The organism is Pseudonocardia sp. ICBG1293 (genome assembly GCF_020131355.1).
Lineage (GTDB): Bacteria > Actinomycetota > Actinomycetes > Mycobacteriales > Pseudonocardiaceae > Pseudonocardia.
The window spans coordinates 73162-87324 of the sequence record NZ_JAHLEL010000060.1 but is presented as its reverse complement, the minus strand read 5'-3'; the positions used below and the strand labels follow the sequence as shown (position 1 = coordinate 87324).

Genomic DNA, 14163 nt, shown 5'->3' with positions numbered 1-14163 from the left:
CCACTGCTGACCATCGGCCGGGCGCCGGTTACGTCCCGGACGTTTCACTGAACGTCCTCGCAACCACGCAAACCTGATGGCCGCGACACCGAAGGCGTCCTGGCCGTGGGTGCGGGCGCTGCTGCACTCGGTCTACGACCAGCCCGATGCAGCGTCGGTGCACGCCCAGTTCGACCGCGTCCTCGACGGCGTGGCCGACAAGCTGCCGAAGGTGTCCGAGCACCTCGACGCCGCCCGCATCGACGTCCTGGCCTTCACCTCGTTCCCGAAGGAGGTGTGCCGCCAGGTCTGGTCGAACAACCCCTCCGAGCGGTTGAACAGGGAGATCCGCCGCCGCACCGACGTCGTCGGGATCTTCCCCCGGATCGCGACTCCCTGCTCCGCCTGGTCGGCGCGGTGCTGGCCGAGCAGCACGACGAATGGGCCGAGGGGCGGCGCTACCTCGGGCTCGAGGTCCTGGCCCGCGCCCGAGTCACCGTGGTCTCCGGCACCGCTTCCAACGGCGAGGAGGTGACCTCAACCGACACGATCCCGGCGCTCAGCGCCTGACAGAACAGGAGATCACGCGGTAGTCGTCACACACCACGCCGGCGGGCTTGACCCCTGCTCGTCCTCGCGCATCTACGCAACGGTGACACCTGCACCTGTCTCGCGGCCGGGGTCAAGATCGCGACCAGTACCGCTTGGCGCTACGTCCACGACACCCTGACTCTGCTCGCGGCGCTGGCCGAAGACATCGGCCAGGTCGGACATCGAATCGGGGCTCTGGCCTGTGTGCTGCTGGACGGGACCCTGGTCCCGATCGACCGCGTCGCCGGGCAGCGCCACTTCTATTCCGGACGACACCGCCGCCATGGAGTGAACGTCCAGGTCCTCGCTGATCCGTTCGGTCGGCTGTTGTGGGCAGCCCCACCACTACCGGGATCCACCCACGATCTCACCGCCGCCCGGCGAACCGGTGTGATCGACGCCCTGTCCAGCCGAAACGTAGAGACCTGGGTGGACAAGGCATACCAGGGCGCCGGAGGAACGGTCCGGACCCCGCACAAGCGTCACCGGACACGACATCGTCTGTCGACCGGGCAGAAAGCGGTGAACCACGCTCACGCCCGTATCCGCTGCCGGGGCGAGCAAGCCGTCGCTGAACTCAAGGGCTGGCACGTGTTGGACCGGCTCTGCTGCTGCCCCCGCCGCGCAGACATCGCCATCGCCGCGATCACCATCCTGAACCGGATCGAAACCCGCCGCTGACCAGCAGAATCACGATGGAAAAGGCTGTTGGTGAACAGCTTCAACAGCCCGTCCGGGCCGGTCAACGCCAACCCCCGGGCGCGCGCGTCGGTCACCATCGCTGCCGCAGCGGCCTGTTCGGCCGTCAGCTCACGCCCCGGCCCGGACTCGTACTCACCTGGACTCACACGGTCCGATGTCATCACTCACAGTGCCCATCCCGCCGGACCCCCGCCCGGCGCGTCAGGCTGGAAACACCGTTCCTGGGACAGACCCAGGGGCTGGAGTAGCGTCCGGCCGCGGGGTCGAGGGGTCTGTCCGATGAACGGTGTGTGAGGCCCGGCGGTTTTCAGTGAGTGGTTCTCTCGAATCGTGCGGCGAAGGTGATCGCGAACGCGTTCAGCGCGGGCTTCCACCTCATCATCCAGCGTGCCCGGCCTCCGCCGGTGGGGTCAAGCGAGCGGGTCACGAGGTAGAGGCACTTCAGCGCCGCGGCCTCGTTGGGGAAGTGTCCACGCGCTCGAGTGTCCACGCGCTCGAACGGCTCTGCGATACCTCGCGTTGATGGACTCGATCGCGTTGGTCGTGCAGATCACTCGCCGGATCTCGACGTCGTACTCCAGGAACGGCACGAACTCCGCCCAGGAGCTGCGCCAGAGCTGGACGATCGCCGGATACCGCTGTCCCCACTCGGCGGCGAACTCTTCGAACCGGTCCTTCGCCGCCTGCTCGGACGGGGCCGAGTAGACGGGCTTGAGCGAACGGACGAGCGCGTCGCGGTGCTGCCGTCCGGCGTAACGGAAGCTGTTGCGGATCAGATGGACGATGCACTGCTGCACGACTGTCTGCTCCCAGGTGGTGTTGATCGCCTCCGGGAGACCCTTGAGGCCGTCACAGACGGCGATGAGCACGTCCTCGCCGCCGCGGTTCTTCAGCTCGGTGAACACTTGCAGCCAGAACCTCGCGCCTTCCTGGCCGTCGCCGGCCCAGATGCCGAGGATGTCGCGTTCTCCGTTCGTCGTGACGCCCATGACGACGTAGAACGGGGTGTTGCGGACCTGCCCGTCCCGGACTTTCACCACGATCGCGTCGACGAAGATCACCGGGTAGAGCACATCCAGCGGCCTGCTCGCCCATTCGGCGAGCTCGCTGGTGACCTTCTCGGTGATTCGGCTGACCGTGTCCCTGGAGACCTTCGCCCCGTAGACCTCGTCGAAGTGCGCGACGATCTCCCCGGTCGTCAGTCCACGCGCGGTCAGCGACAGCACGATCTGGTCGATGCCGTCCAGGCGGCGCTTGCGCTTGGGGACGATCACCGGCTCGAATGAGCTTGGCCCCTGGTACCGGACACCTGTCCTGAGGCGGACGCCGTCCGCCGGGAAGGATGTCGTTCGTGCCCGCTCCTCACCCGCCGGAGTTCCGGCAACGCGCTATCGACCTGGCCCGTTCGAAGGTCAAGCCGATCTCGGAAATCGCCAAGGACCTGTCGTTGTCGGAGTCGTGTCTGCGGAACTGGGTCTCCCAGGCCGACGCAGACGACGGTGACCCGCGCTCCACACGTCTGTCGAGCGCGGAGAAAAGTGAGATCGTCGAACTCCGAAAGAAGGCCCGCCGGATCGAGATCGAGAACGAGATCCTCAAGCGTGCTGCCGCGTACTTCGCCCGGGAGAACATCCTCCCAAAGTAGTTTTCCCGCTGGTCCGTGAACTCGCCGACGATGGATTCGACGTCGCGGTGACCTGCCGGGTCCTTGGCGTCCGCCGCCAGGGCTACTACGAATGGCACTCCGGGGCGACATCGCTACGGACGCAGGAGAACGAACTGCTCCTCAAACACATCGAGAAAATCCACGCAGAGTCCCGGGGCACCTACGGATGGCCACGTGTGCACGCCGAGCTCACCCTCGGACTCGGTATCACGGTGAACCACAAACGCGTCGCTCGGCTGATGCGCCAGGCCGGGATCCAGGGCCTCTACCGGCGACGCAACCACGGCTGCACCGTCCGGGACCAGCACGCCGACCCCTACACCGACCTGGTCGACCGCGACTTCACCGTCGACGGACCGGATGAGATCTGGTGCACCGACATCACCGAACACCCCACCCGAGAAGGGAAAGTCTACTGCGCGGCAGTCATCGATGTATTCTCCCGGAAAGCAGTCGGATGGTCCATCGCCGACAACATGCGCACCGAACTCGTCATCGACGCCCTCGGCATGGCCATACTCCGCCGACGCCCGCAATACCACGCCACGATCCTACATTCCGACCACGGCACCCAATTCACATCATGGGCATTCGGTCGACGTCTGGTCGCCGCTGGAATCGTCCCATCGATGGGCTCGATCGGAGATTGCTACGATAACTCTCTGGTCGAATCATTCTGGGGTACCATGCAACTCGAACTGCTCGATTCCAGAACCTGGAAAACCCGCGCAGAGCTTGCCACCGCCATCTTCGAATGGATAGAATGCTGGTACAATCCGTTACGGCGCCATTCCAGTATTGGGATGCTCTCCCCGAACGACTTCGAAGCAGCCCACACCCCGCCCGACCACACCCACTGACCCCACACCGTCGGGGTCCGGACTACGGGGCCAAGCTCAGATCATCTCGGCAGAGTTGTCGACACCGACCACTGTCGTGGCGCCGAGTTCCCGGCATATCCGCGCGTAGTGTCCAGTGCCGCACCCAAGGTCCAGCACCGTGAGCCTGGTGAGGTCCCCGAGAAGTGCTCGTACGGTCGGGATCTCCGCGTAACGGGCGGCGGGGAGAGCTTTCACAGCGTCATACGCCGCGCCGATCGCATCGTACTGGCTGCCTGATGCCATGAATGACCCTTCACCGTGAACGGTCTTCCTGGAGGCCTCGACCCGAGGCGCTGTAGTTCCCCACCGCCTGGCCTGTATGACCCCATCCGGTGAGCCTTCTCACACCACGGAGTGGTACTCCTCGGGTGAGGTCGGTGTCAGCAGGAAGTCGGTGTCAACGGGGGGGGGCGATCACCAGCGGGAGGCGAGGCCGGTCATGACGCGGGCCCAGCGCCGCGCTGCGGCGGGTAGGTCGGGGTCGCTGGGGTGGCGGGTGGCGGTGCAGGCGCGGTGGCTGGCGAGGATCTCCCCGATACGTTGCGGGTCGCGATCGCGCTGTAGGTCCTGCCCTGCGCCGTGGTCTCGGTGGTCTCTGCCCTCGGCCCGGTGTCGGTGGACGCTGCCGCTGACGCCCCTGTCGGTGGGGGTGTTGTCGGGGGTGGTGCGGGTGCGGACCCGGCCGGGTGGGTGGTGGATCCAGTCGAGGCTTCCGGGGTCGAGGTGGTGCTGGGCGCGGGTGACCGCGACGTAGGCGAGGCAGGCGTAGTCGGGGTCGATCTCCACGATCGTCCCCCCGGCGGTGTCGGGGTCGGGTTGGGGTGGGGGTGTGGGGAAGTTGTCGGCGATGCGCACGATCGGCCATTCACGGCCTTTGGCTTTGTGTGCGGTGGAGACCACGACCTCGGCGTCGTTCTCGGACGACAGCTCGTCGAGGGTGGCGAGGACGGCGGGGACACCGCGACGGTCGATGATGTCGACCAGGGGTTTCAAATCCTGCCCGGCGGGGTCGTGGTCGACGTAGTCACGGACACGGTCCCAGCTGGTGAACAGCTGCAGCTCGTGGTGCTGGGTCGGGCGTCCGGCCTGCAGGTCGCGTGCGGCCAGCGCGAGGGAGCGCAGCGGGCCGCCGCCGCCGCAGAGCGCGACCCGGTGGCCGGCGGCGAGCAGCGCCATGATCTCACCCATAGCCCCGCCGTTGGTGCGACACAACACCGCATCCGGCACGTCCCCACCGGCCTCGTCGAGGGGCCCGACGGTGCTGGTGAGGTCGGGGTTCCCGGTCAGGCGCAGGGTCTGCCCGGTGTAGGGGAGCCAGTGGTTGGCCTCATCAGCGATCGCGTCACCGAAGCGGAACGACCGCGACAGGGTCAACCCGACACCGTCGAAATCGGTCATGACATCGCGTGCGCCGCGCCAGCCGTAGATGGCCTGGGCGGAGTCACCGACCATCACCAGCTGCGCGTGGTCACGCTGGTCGCAGAAGATCTTCTCCAGGGCGGGGTTGGTGTCCTGAGCCTCGTCGAGGAGCAGAAAATCGCAGTCCAGACTCGGTTCGGTCAGCGCCCACATCTTGAAGTAGTGGTCATGACCGAACGGGAACCCGCCGCTGTTGCCGGGGGCGTCGGGGGTCTGGAGGTCGTTCCAGATGCGGCGGGCGTAGTCGACGATGATCCCGGCGAAGACCCGGTGGGATCGGCGGTCGGGCATCCCGGGCAGGTGGGGGACGTGGCGGTGACCGATGGTGTCATCAGCGGAGTGGCAGAAGTTCAGGACGGTCTTCTGCGCCGCGGCGCACTGCCCGGCCGGGGTGACACGCCGCTCACCGAACATCAGCGGGGTATCGATCCCGAGCCGGGGGGCGAGTTCAATGCTCGGGATCCGGGGCGCGGCCAGCCGGGCCTGATAGCGGTGGCCGACCGCGGCGTAGGCCAGGGAATGGGAGGTCACCGCCTGCACCGACGGCGGGAACGACCGCCCGGCCTCGGTCGCGATGGACTTGTTGAACGCCAGATACAGCCCCCGCCCGGCGGTGGTCGCGGCCAGGGCACGCAGAGTGGACGTCTTCCCAGCCCCCGCCCCGGCCTGGATCGTCAGGTCGTAGCCGGCGGTGAACGCCTCGACCGCGGCCTGCTGCTCGCCGGTCAACCTCTTCTTCCCCGTCGCCCTGGCCGGCCGCGGTGCCGCGGCGCGTTGCCGGGGCACCGATGGCGAGCTGGGCGTGGTCGATGCGGTGGCCTCGTACCCGAGGGTCTTGTCGGCGATCTGTGCCCGCTGCTGCGGCGCCGGGGGCTGCCTGACGGTGATCCCGGCGCCGGTGAGGATCCCCAGGTCCAGCTCCCAGGTCCGGGTCGAACGCTGCTCCCAGACCCGGCCTGCATCGGCGATGTGAGCGAGGGCCTGCTCACGGGTCCACGAGTTCACCGTGCACAGATGAGCCAGGGCCTCGGCGTCGTGACCCTGAACGGTCGCGTAGCCGAAGTGGGTCACCAGGTGACAGTCCGAACACAGACACACCAGCCGCCGCAACGTCTGCACCCCGGCCGCCTCGTCGTAGGTCCAGCGTTCGTGGACATCGAGATAACGGGCGATGTCGGTGCGGCGGTCCTCCCCGCGCCCGCAGGCCTCGCAGCGGTACCCGGTGCGGCGCAGCACCGGACGACGCAGCCGCTCCCAGTCCGCAGGATCGACACACGAACGGACATTGGTGAACCAGCACGAGGACGGGACCAGGTCCACGAACAGGCCGTCCCCGACCGTGCGGTCCTCCCCCGGCAACACCTCAGGCACCTCAGGTCGAGCAGCCCAGCGCTGAAGAGCAGCGGTCGGCGGGGCCGGGTCGAACCACCGCCTCGCCCGGGCATCCCAGCGAGCCCCGGCGGTTTTCGCCTCGTCCTTCTCCACGAACGGCACATCCAGCCAGCACCGCCCACCCCGCGGCTGCTCGCTGCGTTGCCGGCTGTCGCGTCGGGGCTCATCCTGTCGGGTCACGACCACCTCTCCGCCGATACTGAGTCTTGCTGAACGTGTCGACGATCCGTTACCAGGATCGCATAAATCGTGCGGGTCCTCCGGGTTTCCTTTCTGGAGCTGTTCAGGGGAACAGGCCGTCCCGGATCCGGATCTCGGTGCGGTTCGCCCAGGACACGCTCATCGCGTCCCCAGCGACCGTGGCGAGTAGCTGCGCGGCCTGTTCGGGACCGAACTGGTCGGGCAGTGCCGCGACCGCGGCAGCGAGCCCGGACCGCAACGCCGCGATCCCGGCCTGCAGGCCCGGGTTGACATCAGCGGCGATGACCTCGACCCGCACGACGAGGACGTCCCCCACCCGGATCGGTCGGGGCGAGCGGCCGTCCGGTGCCGCGGTCGTGGTCGGGCCCGGCGTAGCTGTCGGCGATCTGCCCACGCCGATGGAGCCGTCCGAGATGGGCATCGACGACCCGGGAGACCGCAGCAAGATTCTTGCCGGGCAACGGGAACTTCTGACAGACCGCGACCAGTAGATCGCGGGGTCCCATCCGCTGGGAGACCGCACGCATGTCACTCACGCCGTTGCCTCCGCGGTCGCGGTGTGTGCTCGGGCTCGCCGCCGGTGCCGACCTCGGTGCTGTCGTTGTTGTCGATGGGTCGGGTGTCCCAGTCTCGGCGTAGCAGCGCTCGTACGTGTGGGATCGGGAGCGCGAACAAAACGGCGACCTCGCGGGTGCTGCGATGCCCACCGGAACGTTTGTGAACCGCAGCCAGTGCGCGGGCCTGCTCGTCACGGACGCCGTCGAGCTTCTCCTCGGCAGCGGTGAGGATGAGTTGTCGGCGGCGGTCGAGCGCAGCCAGTGCCGCGTCGCGCTTTTCCTCGATGCGGTCGCCGCGGCGGCGGGCGTGAGCGTAGTGGGTGAACGCCTCGTCCTCACGTCGTCGTTCGTCGGCGTCCTCGTGGAGGCGTGCCCGGTTCACCGCGAACGCGTCGAGCTCGGCGCGTAATCGTAGCGGGCGCCGACCCTGTTTCGCGGCGCGTTTCCCCGACTCGCCCGGGGGTCCGGATTGTGTGTACTCACCGGGTTCAGGGTAGTCGCGACCTCGGGCCTGCGCCCCGGGATCAAGCGAGCATCACGACGTGGTCAATCGGGCCGCTCGACCCGCCTGGGATCGTCGTCATCGGTGACGGTGTCGAGGTCGAACAAGGTGGCTTGAAACGGCGGCGCCTGCCGCGCTGTCACGCGCCCGAGAGTCAGGGCGCATTTAGAGGTCGTTTCAGAACGACTTGTCGAGTTTCCATTGACCCCTCGACGACAGATCAAACGGCAGGTCAGATAGCCGCTTGTCGTCTACAACAGACACGTCGACCTCGTTCTGAAATGACCTCTTACGGCAGTTCGCGGGATCGTCGGTGGCCATCAAATCGTCGGTCGCGGCGAGCCCCGCCCACCCTTGATTACAGGCCGCAACGGGGAGGGTGAGGTCGCCAATCCACGCCTTCCGCGCTACGTCGTGAACGACCGCGGAGCGGCCGACGCGCAGGCGGCGGCCGGTGAATCGGCGGGCTTGAGCGTCGGCGAAGGCGACCGGGTCGATCTCCACCGGTGCCCTCCGTCCTCGGGTCTGCCGGTCGGACCAGGACCAGGACCAGGACCAGGACCAGGACCAGGACCAGGACCAGGACCAGGACCAGGACCAGGGACCAGGACCAGGACCAGGACCAGGACCAGGACCAGGACCAGGACCAGGACCAGGACCAGGACCAGGACCAGGACCAGGACCAGGACCAGGACCAGGACCAGGACCAGGACCAGGACCAGGACCAGGACCAGGACCAGGACCAGGACCAGGACCCAGGACCAGGACCAGGACCAGGACCAGGACCAGGACCAGGACCAGGACCAGGACCAGGACCAGGACCAGGACCAGGACCAGGACCAGGACCAGGACCAGGACCAGGACCAGGACCAGGACCAGGACCAGGACCAGGACCAGGACCAGGACCAGGACCAGGACCAGGACCAGGACCAGGACCAGGACCAGGACCAGGACCAGGACCAGGACCAGGACCAGGACCAGGACCAGGACCAGGACCAGGACCAGGACCAGGACCAGGACCAGGACCAGGACCAGGACCAGGACCAGGACCAGGACCAGGACCAGGACCAGGACCAGGACCAGGACCAGGACCAGGACCAGGACCAGGACCAGGACCAGGACCAGGACCAGGACCAGGACCAGGACCAGGACCAGGACCAGGACCAGGACCAGGACCAGGACCAGGACCAGGACCAGGACCAGGACCAGGACCAGGACCAGGACCAGGACCAGGACCAGGACCAGGACCAGGACCAGGACCAGGACCAGGACCTATGCATCGTCTGATGATCTGTGGCCGGGTGGGGTAGGGTGGTCGGTGTGTTGCGGGTGATCGCGGTGGGTGCGGGTGCGGTGGAGTACCTGGTTCGCGGTTCGGGTTGTGCCGCACACGAGTCCGCGGGGGAGGGTGTGGACGCGCCGGGGTATTACGCGAAGGCGGTGGCTGTGGGGGAGCCGGCGGGTCGGTGGTTCGGTACGGGGATGGCCGGGTTGGGGTTGTCGTTCGTCTCGGGTGAGACGGTCGCGGCGGATGATGTTCGTGCGGTGTTCGGTCAGTTGCGGCATCCGGATTCGTCGGAGAAGGACCCGGAGTTCCTCGGGTCGCGGCCGCGGAAATATCTGTCTGCGGAGCAGCGTGTTGAGCGTGCGCTCGGGCGGGAGAAGGGTGTCCCGTCTGAGGAGCGGGTGGAGGAGGTTCGGCGGGCTGCGGAGTCGGATGGGCGACGCAGTGTGGCGTATTACGATTGGGTGTTCGCGGCGCCGAAGTCGGTGAGTGTGTATTACGCGGCCTTGGTGGCGGCGGGTGCGGAGGGTGATGCGGAGCGGGTGCGGGCGGCGCATGAGTCGGCGGTGGAGTCGGCGGTGTCGTTTGCGGATGCGCGGGTGGCGGTGACGCGGACGGGGCGTCATTCGGGTCCGCGTTCGGCGGCGGGTATGGGTGTGTTTGAGCAAGGCCGGGGGACGGTGTGGTCGTTGTGGGCGCATTCGACGAATCGTGCCGATGAGCCGCATCTGCACACGCATGCGGCGTTGTTGAACCGCACCGCGACCTCTGGGGGGAAGGTCGGTGCGTTGGATGGGGCGTCGTTTCGGGGGATTAAGCAGGCGGTGGACGCGGTCTATCAGCAGGCTTTGGAGCAGCGTCTGACGGCTGAGTTGGGTGTGGGGTGGCGGGATCGTCCGGATGGGTTCGCCCGGGAGATCGCGGGTGTCGATCAGAGGTTGATGGATGCGGCGTCGACGCGGACGAGGCAGCTCGAGGATCGTGTCGAGGCGCTGAAGGCGGAGTTGTCGGCGCGTGCGGGGGGCGGGGAGCTTTCTCCGGTGGTGTTGCATCGCGTGGCACGGTTGGCGGCGTTGGAGACACGGGCGCCGAAGTCGGTGGATGCGGGGCCGCGGGCGTTGGCGCGGTGGGCGCGTAAGCATGCTGATGCTGCGGTCGGGGTGTTGTCGGAGACCGCGGAAGCCGCAGCACGCAGCAGCAGTAGCGGCGGTGCCGGCACTGATGAGCCGGTGGGGCGGGCTGCGGTGTTGGCGGCGGCGGTGGCGCGGGTGTCGGCGTTGTATGCGGTGTGGGACATCGGGAACCTGACGTTGGCGGTCAAAGCTCAGATCGGGGACCGGTGGGAGGTCGTCGGGCTGGACGGGGCGTCGGATGCTGAGCGGGGTGCGGCGCTGCTTGACCTTGCTCGGGAGGCGGTGGGGCGTGCGGATGTGGTGCAGGTGTCGATGACCGAGCCTGCCCCGGTACCGGATGGGTTGCGCCGTGACCGGGGTGCGCGGGTGGGCGCTGACGGGTCGAGGGTGGTCGGGGACGGCGGGTATGTGCTGCGGGGTGCCCATCGGGAGCGTTACACCTCGGCCGCGCACCTCGGACGGGAAGAAGCCGTGGTCGGACGGGTGTCGTCCGCGCTGGATGTCGGTCTGGCTGCGGAGAGGACTGCGGGGGTGCGGGCGGAGCTGTCGGTGCTCGGCCTGAGCGCTGATCAGGTCCGCGCCGCTTTGACGGTGTTGACCTCCCGGGTTGCAGGTGACGTTGTCGTGGGCCCGGCGGGGGCGGGGAAGTCCCGCACCATGTCCGCGCTGGCGCAGGTGTGGTCCCGCGAGGTCGGCGGTCGGGTGCTCGGGTTGACGACGTCGCAGATTGCGGCGAACAACCTCGCCGATGACCACATTGATGCGATCAACACCGCTGTGTTCGCCGGCCGGTTCGCCCCGGGTGAGGACGGGCAGGTGAGGGACCGGCTCTCGGCGGGGGATCTGGTGATCGTGGATGAGGCGGGGATGACCTCCACCGCGGATCTGCACCTGATCACTCGGCTGGCGGCGGGTGCGGGGGCGAAGGTTGTGCTCACCGGGGACCCGGAGCAGCTGGGTGCGGTCGGCGCGGGTGGGCTGTTCTCCCATCTCGTCGATACGGCGTCGTCGGTGACGGAGCTGCAGACGGTGCACCGGTTCGAGCAGGGGTGGGAGAGGGCGGCGTCGTTGCAGGTCCGGGCGGGTGACACGGCCGCGGTTGGCGAGTATCTGTCCCGTGGCCGGCTGCACGCCGGGACTGTCGAGGAGATGGAGGCGGGGGCGTCGCGGGCGTGGCTGGCCGACACCGTCGCCGGCCGGCGGTCGTTGTTGATCGTGGCGGGCAATGAGCAGGCCGCGGTGCTGTCGGAGCGGTTGCGGGAGGAGCTGATCGGACTCGGCCGCGTCGATGGCGTGTCGGTCGGGTGGGTGCATGGCCGCGAGCCGGGTGGGCAGCCGGTGTCGGTGGGGGATCGGGTGCAGGCCCGGCTCAACGACCGATCGCTGAGGGTCGACCTCCCGGCCGGTTTCCACGGGAAGGAGGGTGGTGCGGTCACCAACCGGGAGATCTACACGATCGTCGGTGCGGTCCGGGATGAAAACAATGATCACTTTCTTCTCGGACAGGACAGCAGTGGAGCAACCGCCCACTTCCCTGCGAGTTACGTTGCTCACAATCTCCGATTGGCCTATGCGGGGACGGTGCATGCGGCGCAGTCGTTGACCGTGGACACGAGTCATTCGGTTATCGGTGAGGGTGTGGGGCGGGAGTCGGTGTATCCGGCGATCACCCGGGGTCGGGGCGAGAATCATGTGTGGCTGGTCGCGGCCCGGGACGCGGATGAGCACACCCCGGAAGCCCTGGCGGAGACGGCGCGGTCGCGGTTCTCGAACGTGATCGAGTATTCCGGGGCGCAGGTGTCCGCGCTTGCCGCCCGCGCTGAGGGCCGCGCGCAGGCCGGCTCGTTGGTGACGTTGGCTGGGGACTGGTTCGACCTGGCCCGCATCGGGCAGCGGGAGCGGGCCGACCGGCTGTTGACCGGTGCGTTGGGTGCGGTGAACGCGGCCCGGGTCGAGGCGGAGGGGGGTCGCGGGTCGCTGCTCACGGTGCTTGCCGATGCCGAGTTGGGCGGGCATGACCCGGGCCGGCTGCTGGGGCAGGTCGCGGGTGTCCGGGAGTTGGACAGTGCGGAGTCCGTGTCGGATGTGTTGCGCTGGCGCATTGCCGGAGCGATCAGTACGCGGGTGCCGGAGGACCCGGTCGGTGCGGCTGGGCGGTTCGACACCTGGACCGTCCCGGGCGATGACATTCATGATCGACAGCGGAACGAGCTGGCCCCGTTGATCGTCGACCGCATCCGCCAACTCGGAGAGCAGACCGTCGAGCAGCAGGCCGGGTGGGCGGTCGAACACCTCGGCCAGGTCCCCGATCCTGCTGCTGTTGGTGAGCGTGCGGAGTGGGTCCGGCGGGTCGGTGTCGCGGCCGGATATCGGGAGTACGCGGGCATCGACAACTCAGTGTCGAGTTTGGGTCCGGCCCCGGCGGCGGATGACGTGTATGCGCGGGCGTGGTGGACCCGGGCGGTCGAAGCCCTTGGCGGGGATGTCGGGCAGCTCGAGCACCGCCACCTGATCGACGCTGTTCTAGGGCGCGTCTCCTAACCCGGCTGGTCGGGCCTGCGCGATGATCAGTAGGTGTCGCGCCGTGCCGTCCTGACCGATGCCCAGTGGGACCGACTCGAGCCGTTACTGCCCTCGTCGGACGGGATGCCAGGGCGCCCGTTCGCCGATCACCGCAGAGTGATCGAGGGGATCATCTACCGGTTCCGCTGCGGGCTGGCCTGGCGTGATGTCCCGGTCGAGTTCGGGCTGTGGCAGACCCTATGGAAACGCCACCGCCGCTACTGCGGTGACGGCACCTGGGACCAGGTTCTCGCAGCTCTGCTCGCCGATGCCGACTCCGCCGGTCTCGTGGACTGGGCCGTGTCGGTCGACTCGACGATCATCCGCGCTCACCAACACGCCGCGACCCTGCAGCGGGACACAGGGGGCCGGATCGAACTACAAGAATCTGCTGATCGAGCCGCCCGATCACGCGTTGGGCCGCTCCCGCGGAGGGCTCGGCACGAAGATCCACCAGCTCGTTGACGGACACGGCCGCCCGCTGGTCGTACTGGTCGGCCCTGGCCAGGCCGGTGACGCCCCGATGTTCGCGCACCTGATGTCACATCTGAGCGTCGGACGGGTCGGTCCGGGCCGACCGCGGACCCGACCCGAGCGGGTCCGCGCAGATAAGACGTCGTTTCAGAAGTGGTGGGCCCGGTTCTGCCGGTGACGGCGGGGCTGGCAGCATCGGCTGATGGTCGCGCCTCGTGTGTCTGAGAAGACGAAGATTTTCGAGTTGGAGATCGTCCTGACCGAGGTGGTGCCGGCGGTCCGGCGTCGGGTGCAGGTGCCGGGCGAGGTCGACTTGGCGGTGTTGCACGAGGTGGTGCAGTCAGTGATGGGCTGGACGAACTCTCATCTGCACGAGTTCGAGATCGTCGGGCGCCGCTACGGGATCCCAGACCCGGACTGGCCCGGACAGGATGTCGCCGACGAGACGAAAGAGAAGCTGTTTCGGCTGGTCAAGGCTGGTGACCGGTTCGGTTACGTCTACGACTTCGGTGACAACTGGGCCCACGAGATCACCGTCGAGGCGGTCGCGGCCGTCGAGCCGGGAGTGTGCTATCCGCGATGCGTCGCCGGGCAGGGGGCGTGCCCGCCCGAGGACGTCGGCGGGATCGGGGGGTATGAGGACTTCCAGGCCGTGCTCGCCGACCCTGACCATCCCGACCGCGCCGAGCGCCTGGAGTGGGCGGGCGGGCCGTTCGACCCGCACCGCTTCGACCCTGACGAGGCCGACCGGGCCTTGGAGTGGCTGGCCTGGCGGCCGCTGGCCCCGACCTCGTAGGCGAGTGCCTCAGCGAGGGCTGG

12 protein-coding genes and 4 pseudogenes are annotated in these 14163 nt (G+C 68.1%); 9 read left to right on the top strand and 7 right to left on the bottom strand.

All coding sequences use genetic code 11. The features are described from left to right. Positions 1–34: 34 nt before the first annotated feature. Together KPF47_RS34640 and KPF47_RS34635 are read left to right on the top strand one after the other, a co-directional pair. A pseudogene (locus tag KPF47_RS34640) lies at positions 35–549 on the top strand (transposase); the annotation flags it as partial. Positions 550–603: 54 nt separating this feature from the next. Continuing rightward, positions 604–1251: pseudogene (locus KPF47_RS34635) on the top strand (transposase family protein); the annotation flags it as partial. Between the two features lie 328 nt (positions 1252–1579). Here KPF47_RS34635 and KPF47_RS34630 read toward each other — a convergent pair. Beyond that, positions 1580–2558 (bottom strand): annotated as a pseudogene (locus tag KPF47_RS34630) (IS256 family transposase); the annotation flags it as partial. Between the two features lie 65 nt (positions 2559–2623). Here KPF47_RS34630 and KPF47_RS34625 point away from each other — a divergent pair. Further along, the gene (locus tag KPF47_RS34625) at positions 2624–2917 is read left to right on the top strand and encodes a transposase (protein ID WP_224388526.1); all 294 of its coding nucleotides are present in this window, start codon (positions 2624–2626) and stop codon (positions 2915–2917) included. A gap of 47 nt (positions 2918–2964) precedes the next feature. Continuing rightward, the gene (locus KPF47_RS34620; protein WP_308015375.1) at positions 2965–3798 is read left to right on the top strand and encodes an IS3 family transposase; all 834 of its coding nucleotides are present in this window, start codon (positions 2965–2967) and stop codon (positions 3796–3798) included. Between the two features lie 36 nt (positions 3799–3834). On the opposite strand, the gene KPF47_RS41225 is transcribed toward KPF47_RS34620, so the two are convergent. The 4 genes and pseudogenes from KPF47_RS41225 to KPF47_RS34600 all read right to left on the bottom strand — a co-directional run bounded on the left by KPF47_RS41225 (position 3835) and on the right by KPF47_RS34600 (position 7129). Beyond that, the gene (locus KPF47_RS41225; protein ID WP_224388599.1) at positions 3835–4062 is read right to left on the bottom strand and encodes a class I SAM-dependent methyltransferase; all 228 of its coding nucleotides are present in this window, start codon (positions 4060–4062) and stop codon (positions 3835–3837) included. A gap of 171 nt (positions 4063–4233) precedes the next feature. Next, positions 4234–6609 carry a UvrD-helicase domain-containing protein gene (locus KPF47_RS34610; RefSeq protein ID WP_224388603.1) on the bottom strand — a complete coding sequence of 792 codons (2376 nt, stop codon included), beginning with the start codon at positions 6607–6609 and terminating at the stop codon, positions 4234–4236. Between the two features lie 27 nt (positions 6610–6636). After that, positions 6637–6810 (bottom strand): annotated as a pseudogene (locus KPF47_RS41220) (DUF5710 domain-containing protein); the annotation flags it as partial. Between the two features lie 103 nt (positions 6811–6913). Then, complete coding sequence (locus KPF47_RS34600; protein ID WP_224388597.1) at positions 6914–7129, bottom strand: hypothetical protein; 216 nt, start codon at positions 7127–7129, stop codon at positions 6914–6916. Between the two features lie 401 nt (positions 7130–7530). On the opposite strand from KPF47_RS34600, the gene KPF47_RS34595 reads away from it, so the two are divergent. Beyond that, the gene (locus tag KPF47_RS34595; RefSeq protein WP_178373325.1) at positions 7531–7797 is read left to right on the top strand and encodes a hypothetical protein; all 267 of its coding nucleotides are present in this window, start codon (positions 7531–7533) and stop codon (positions 7795–7797) included. A gap of 270 nt (positions 7798–8067) precedes the next feature. Here KPF47_RS34595 and KPF47_RS34590 read toward each other — a convergent pair whose 3' ends face one another. Beyond that, positions 8068–8211: a hypothetical protein gene (locus tag KPF47_RS34590; protein ID WP_224388595.1), complete on the bottom strand. Its 144-nt coding sequence runs from the start codon at positions 8209–8211 to the stop codon at positions 8068–8070. 86 nt (positions 8212–8297) lie between these two features. Then, on the bottom strand, positions 8298–9170 hold the full coding sequence (locus KPF47_RS39790) for a hypothetical protein (protein WP_305080495.1): 873 nt from the start codon (positions 9168–9170) through the stop codon (positions 8298–8300). 40 nt (positions 9171–9210) lie between these two features. Between KPF47_RS39790 and mobF the strand changes: the two genes are divergently transcribed. The 4 genes from mobF to KPF47_RS34565 are packed head-to-tail and all read left to right on the top strand — an operon-like array spanning position 9211 to position 14140. Further along, positions 9211–12849, top strand: a complete 3639-nt coding sequence (mobF, locus tag KPF47_RS34580; protein ID WP_224388592.1) for a MobF family relaxase — start codon at positions 9211–9213, stop codon at positions 12847–12849. Positions 12850–12882: 33 nt separating this feature from the next. Then, positions 12883–13335 (top strand): IS5 family transposase, encoded by a 453-nt coding sequence (locus tag KPF47_RS34575; RefSeq protein ID WP_224387966.1) that lies wholly within the window; start codon positions 12883–12885, stop codon positions 13333–13335. Continuing rightward, the gene (locus tag KPF47_RS34570) at positions 13286–13522 is read left to right on the top strand and encodes a hypothetical protein (protein ID WP_224388590.1); all 237 of its coding nucleotides are present in this window, start codon (positions 13286–13288) and stop codon (positions 13520–13522) included. Before KPF47_RS34575 ends, KPF47_RS34570 begins: the two co-directional genes overlap by 50 nt. A 24-nt stretch (positions 13523–13546) precedes the next feature. Beyond that, on the top strand, positions 13547–14140 hold the full coding sequence (locus KPF47_RS34565) for a plasmid pRiA4b ORF-3 family protein (protein ID WP_224386178.1): 594 nt from the start codon (positions 13547–13549) through the stop codon (positions 14138–14140). Positions 14141–14163 lie beyond the last annotated feature (23 nt).

Excerpts from the sequence above, each read along its gene's own strand:
- KPF47_RS41225 (WP_224388599.1), bottom strand. The coding sequence starts at position 4,062 with ATGGCATCAGGCAGCCAGTACGATGCGATCGGCGCGGCGTATGACGCT.
- KPF47_RS34595 (WP_178373325.1), top strand. The coding sequence starts at position 7,531 with ATGCCCACCGGAACGTTTGTGAACCGCAGCCAGTGCGCGGGCCTGCTC.
- KPF47_RS34590 (WP_224388595.1), bottom strand. The coding sequence starts at position 8,211 with ATGGCCACCGACGATCCCGCGAACTGCCGTAAGAGGTCATTTCAGAAC.
- KPF47_RS39790 (WP_305080495.1), bottom strand. The coding sequence starts at position 9,170 with ATGCATAGGTCCTGGTCCTGGTCCTGGTCCTGGTCCTGGTCCTGGTCC.
- KPF47_RS34565 (WP_224386178.1), top strand. The coding sequence starts at position 13,547 with ATGGTCGCGCCTCGTGTGTCTGAGAAGACGAAGATTTTCGAGTTGGAG.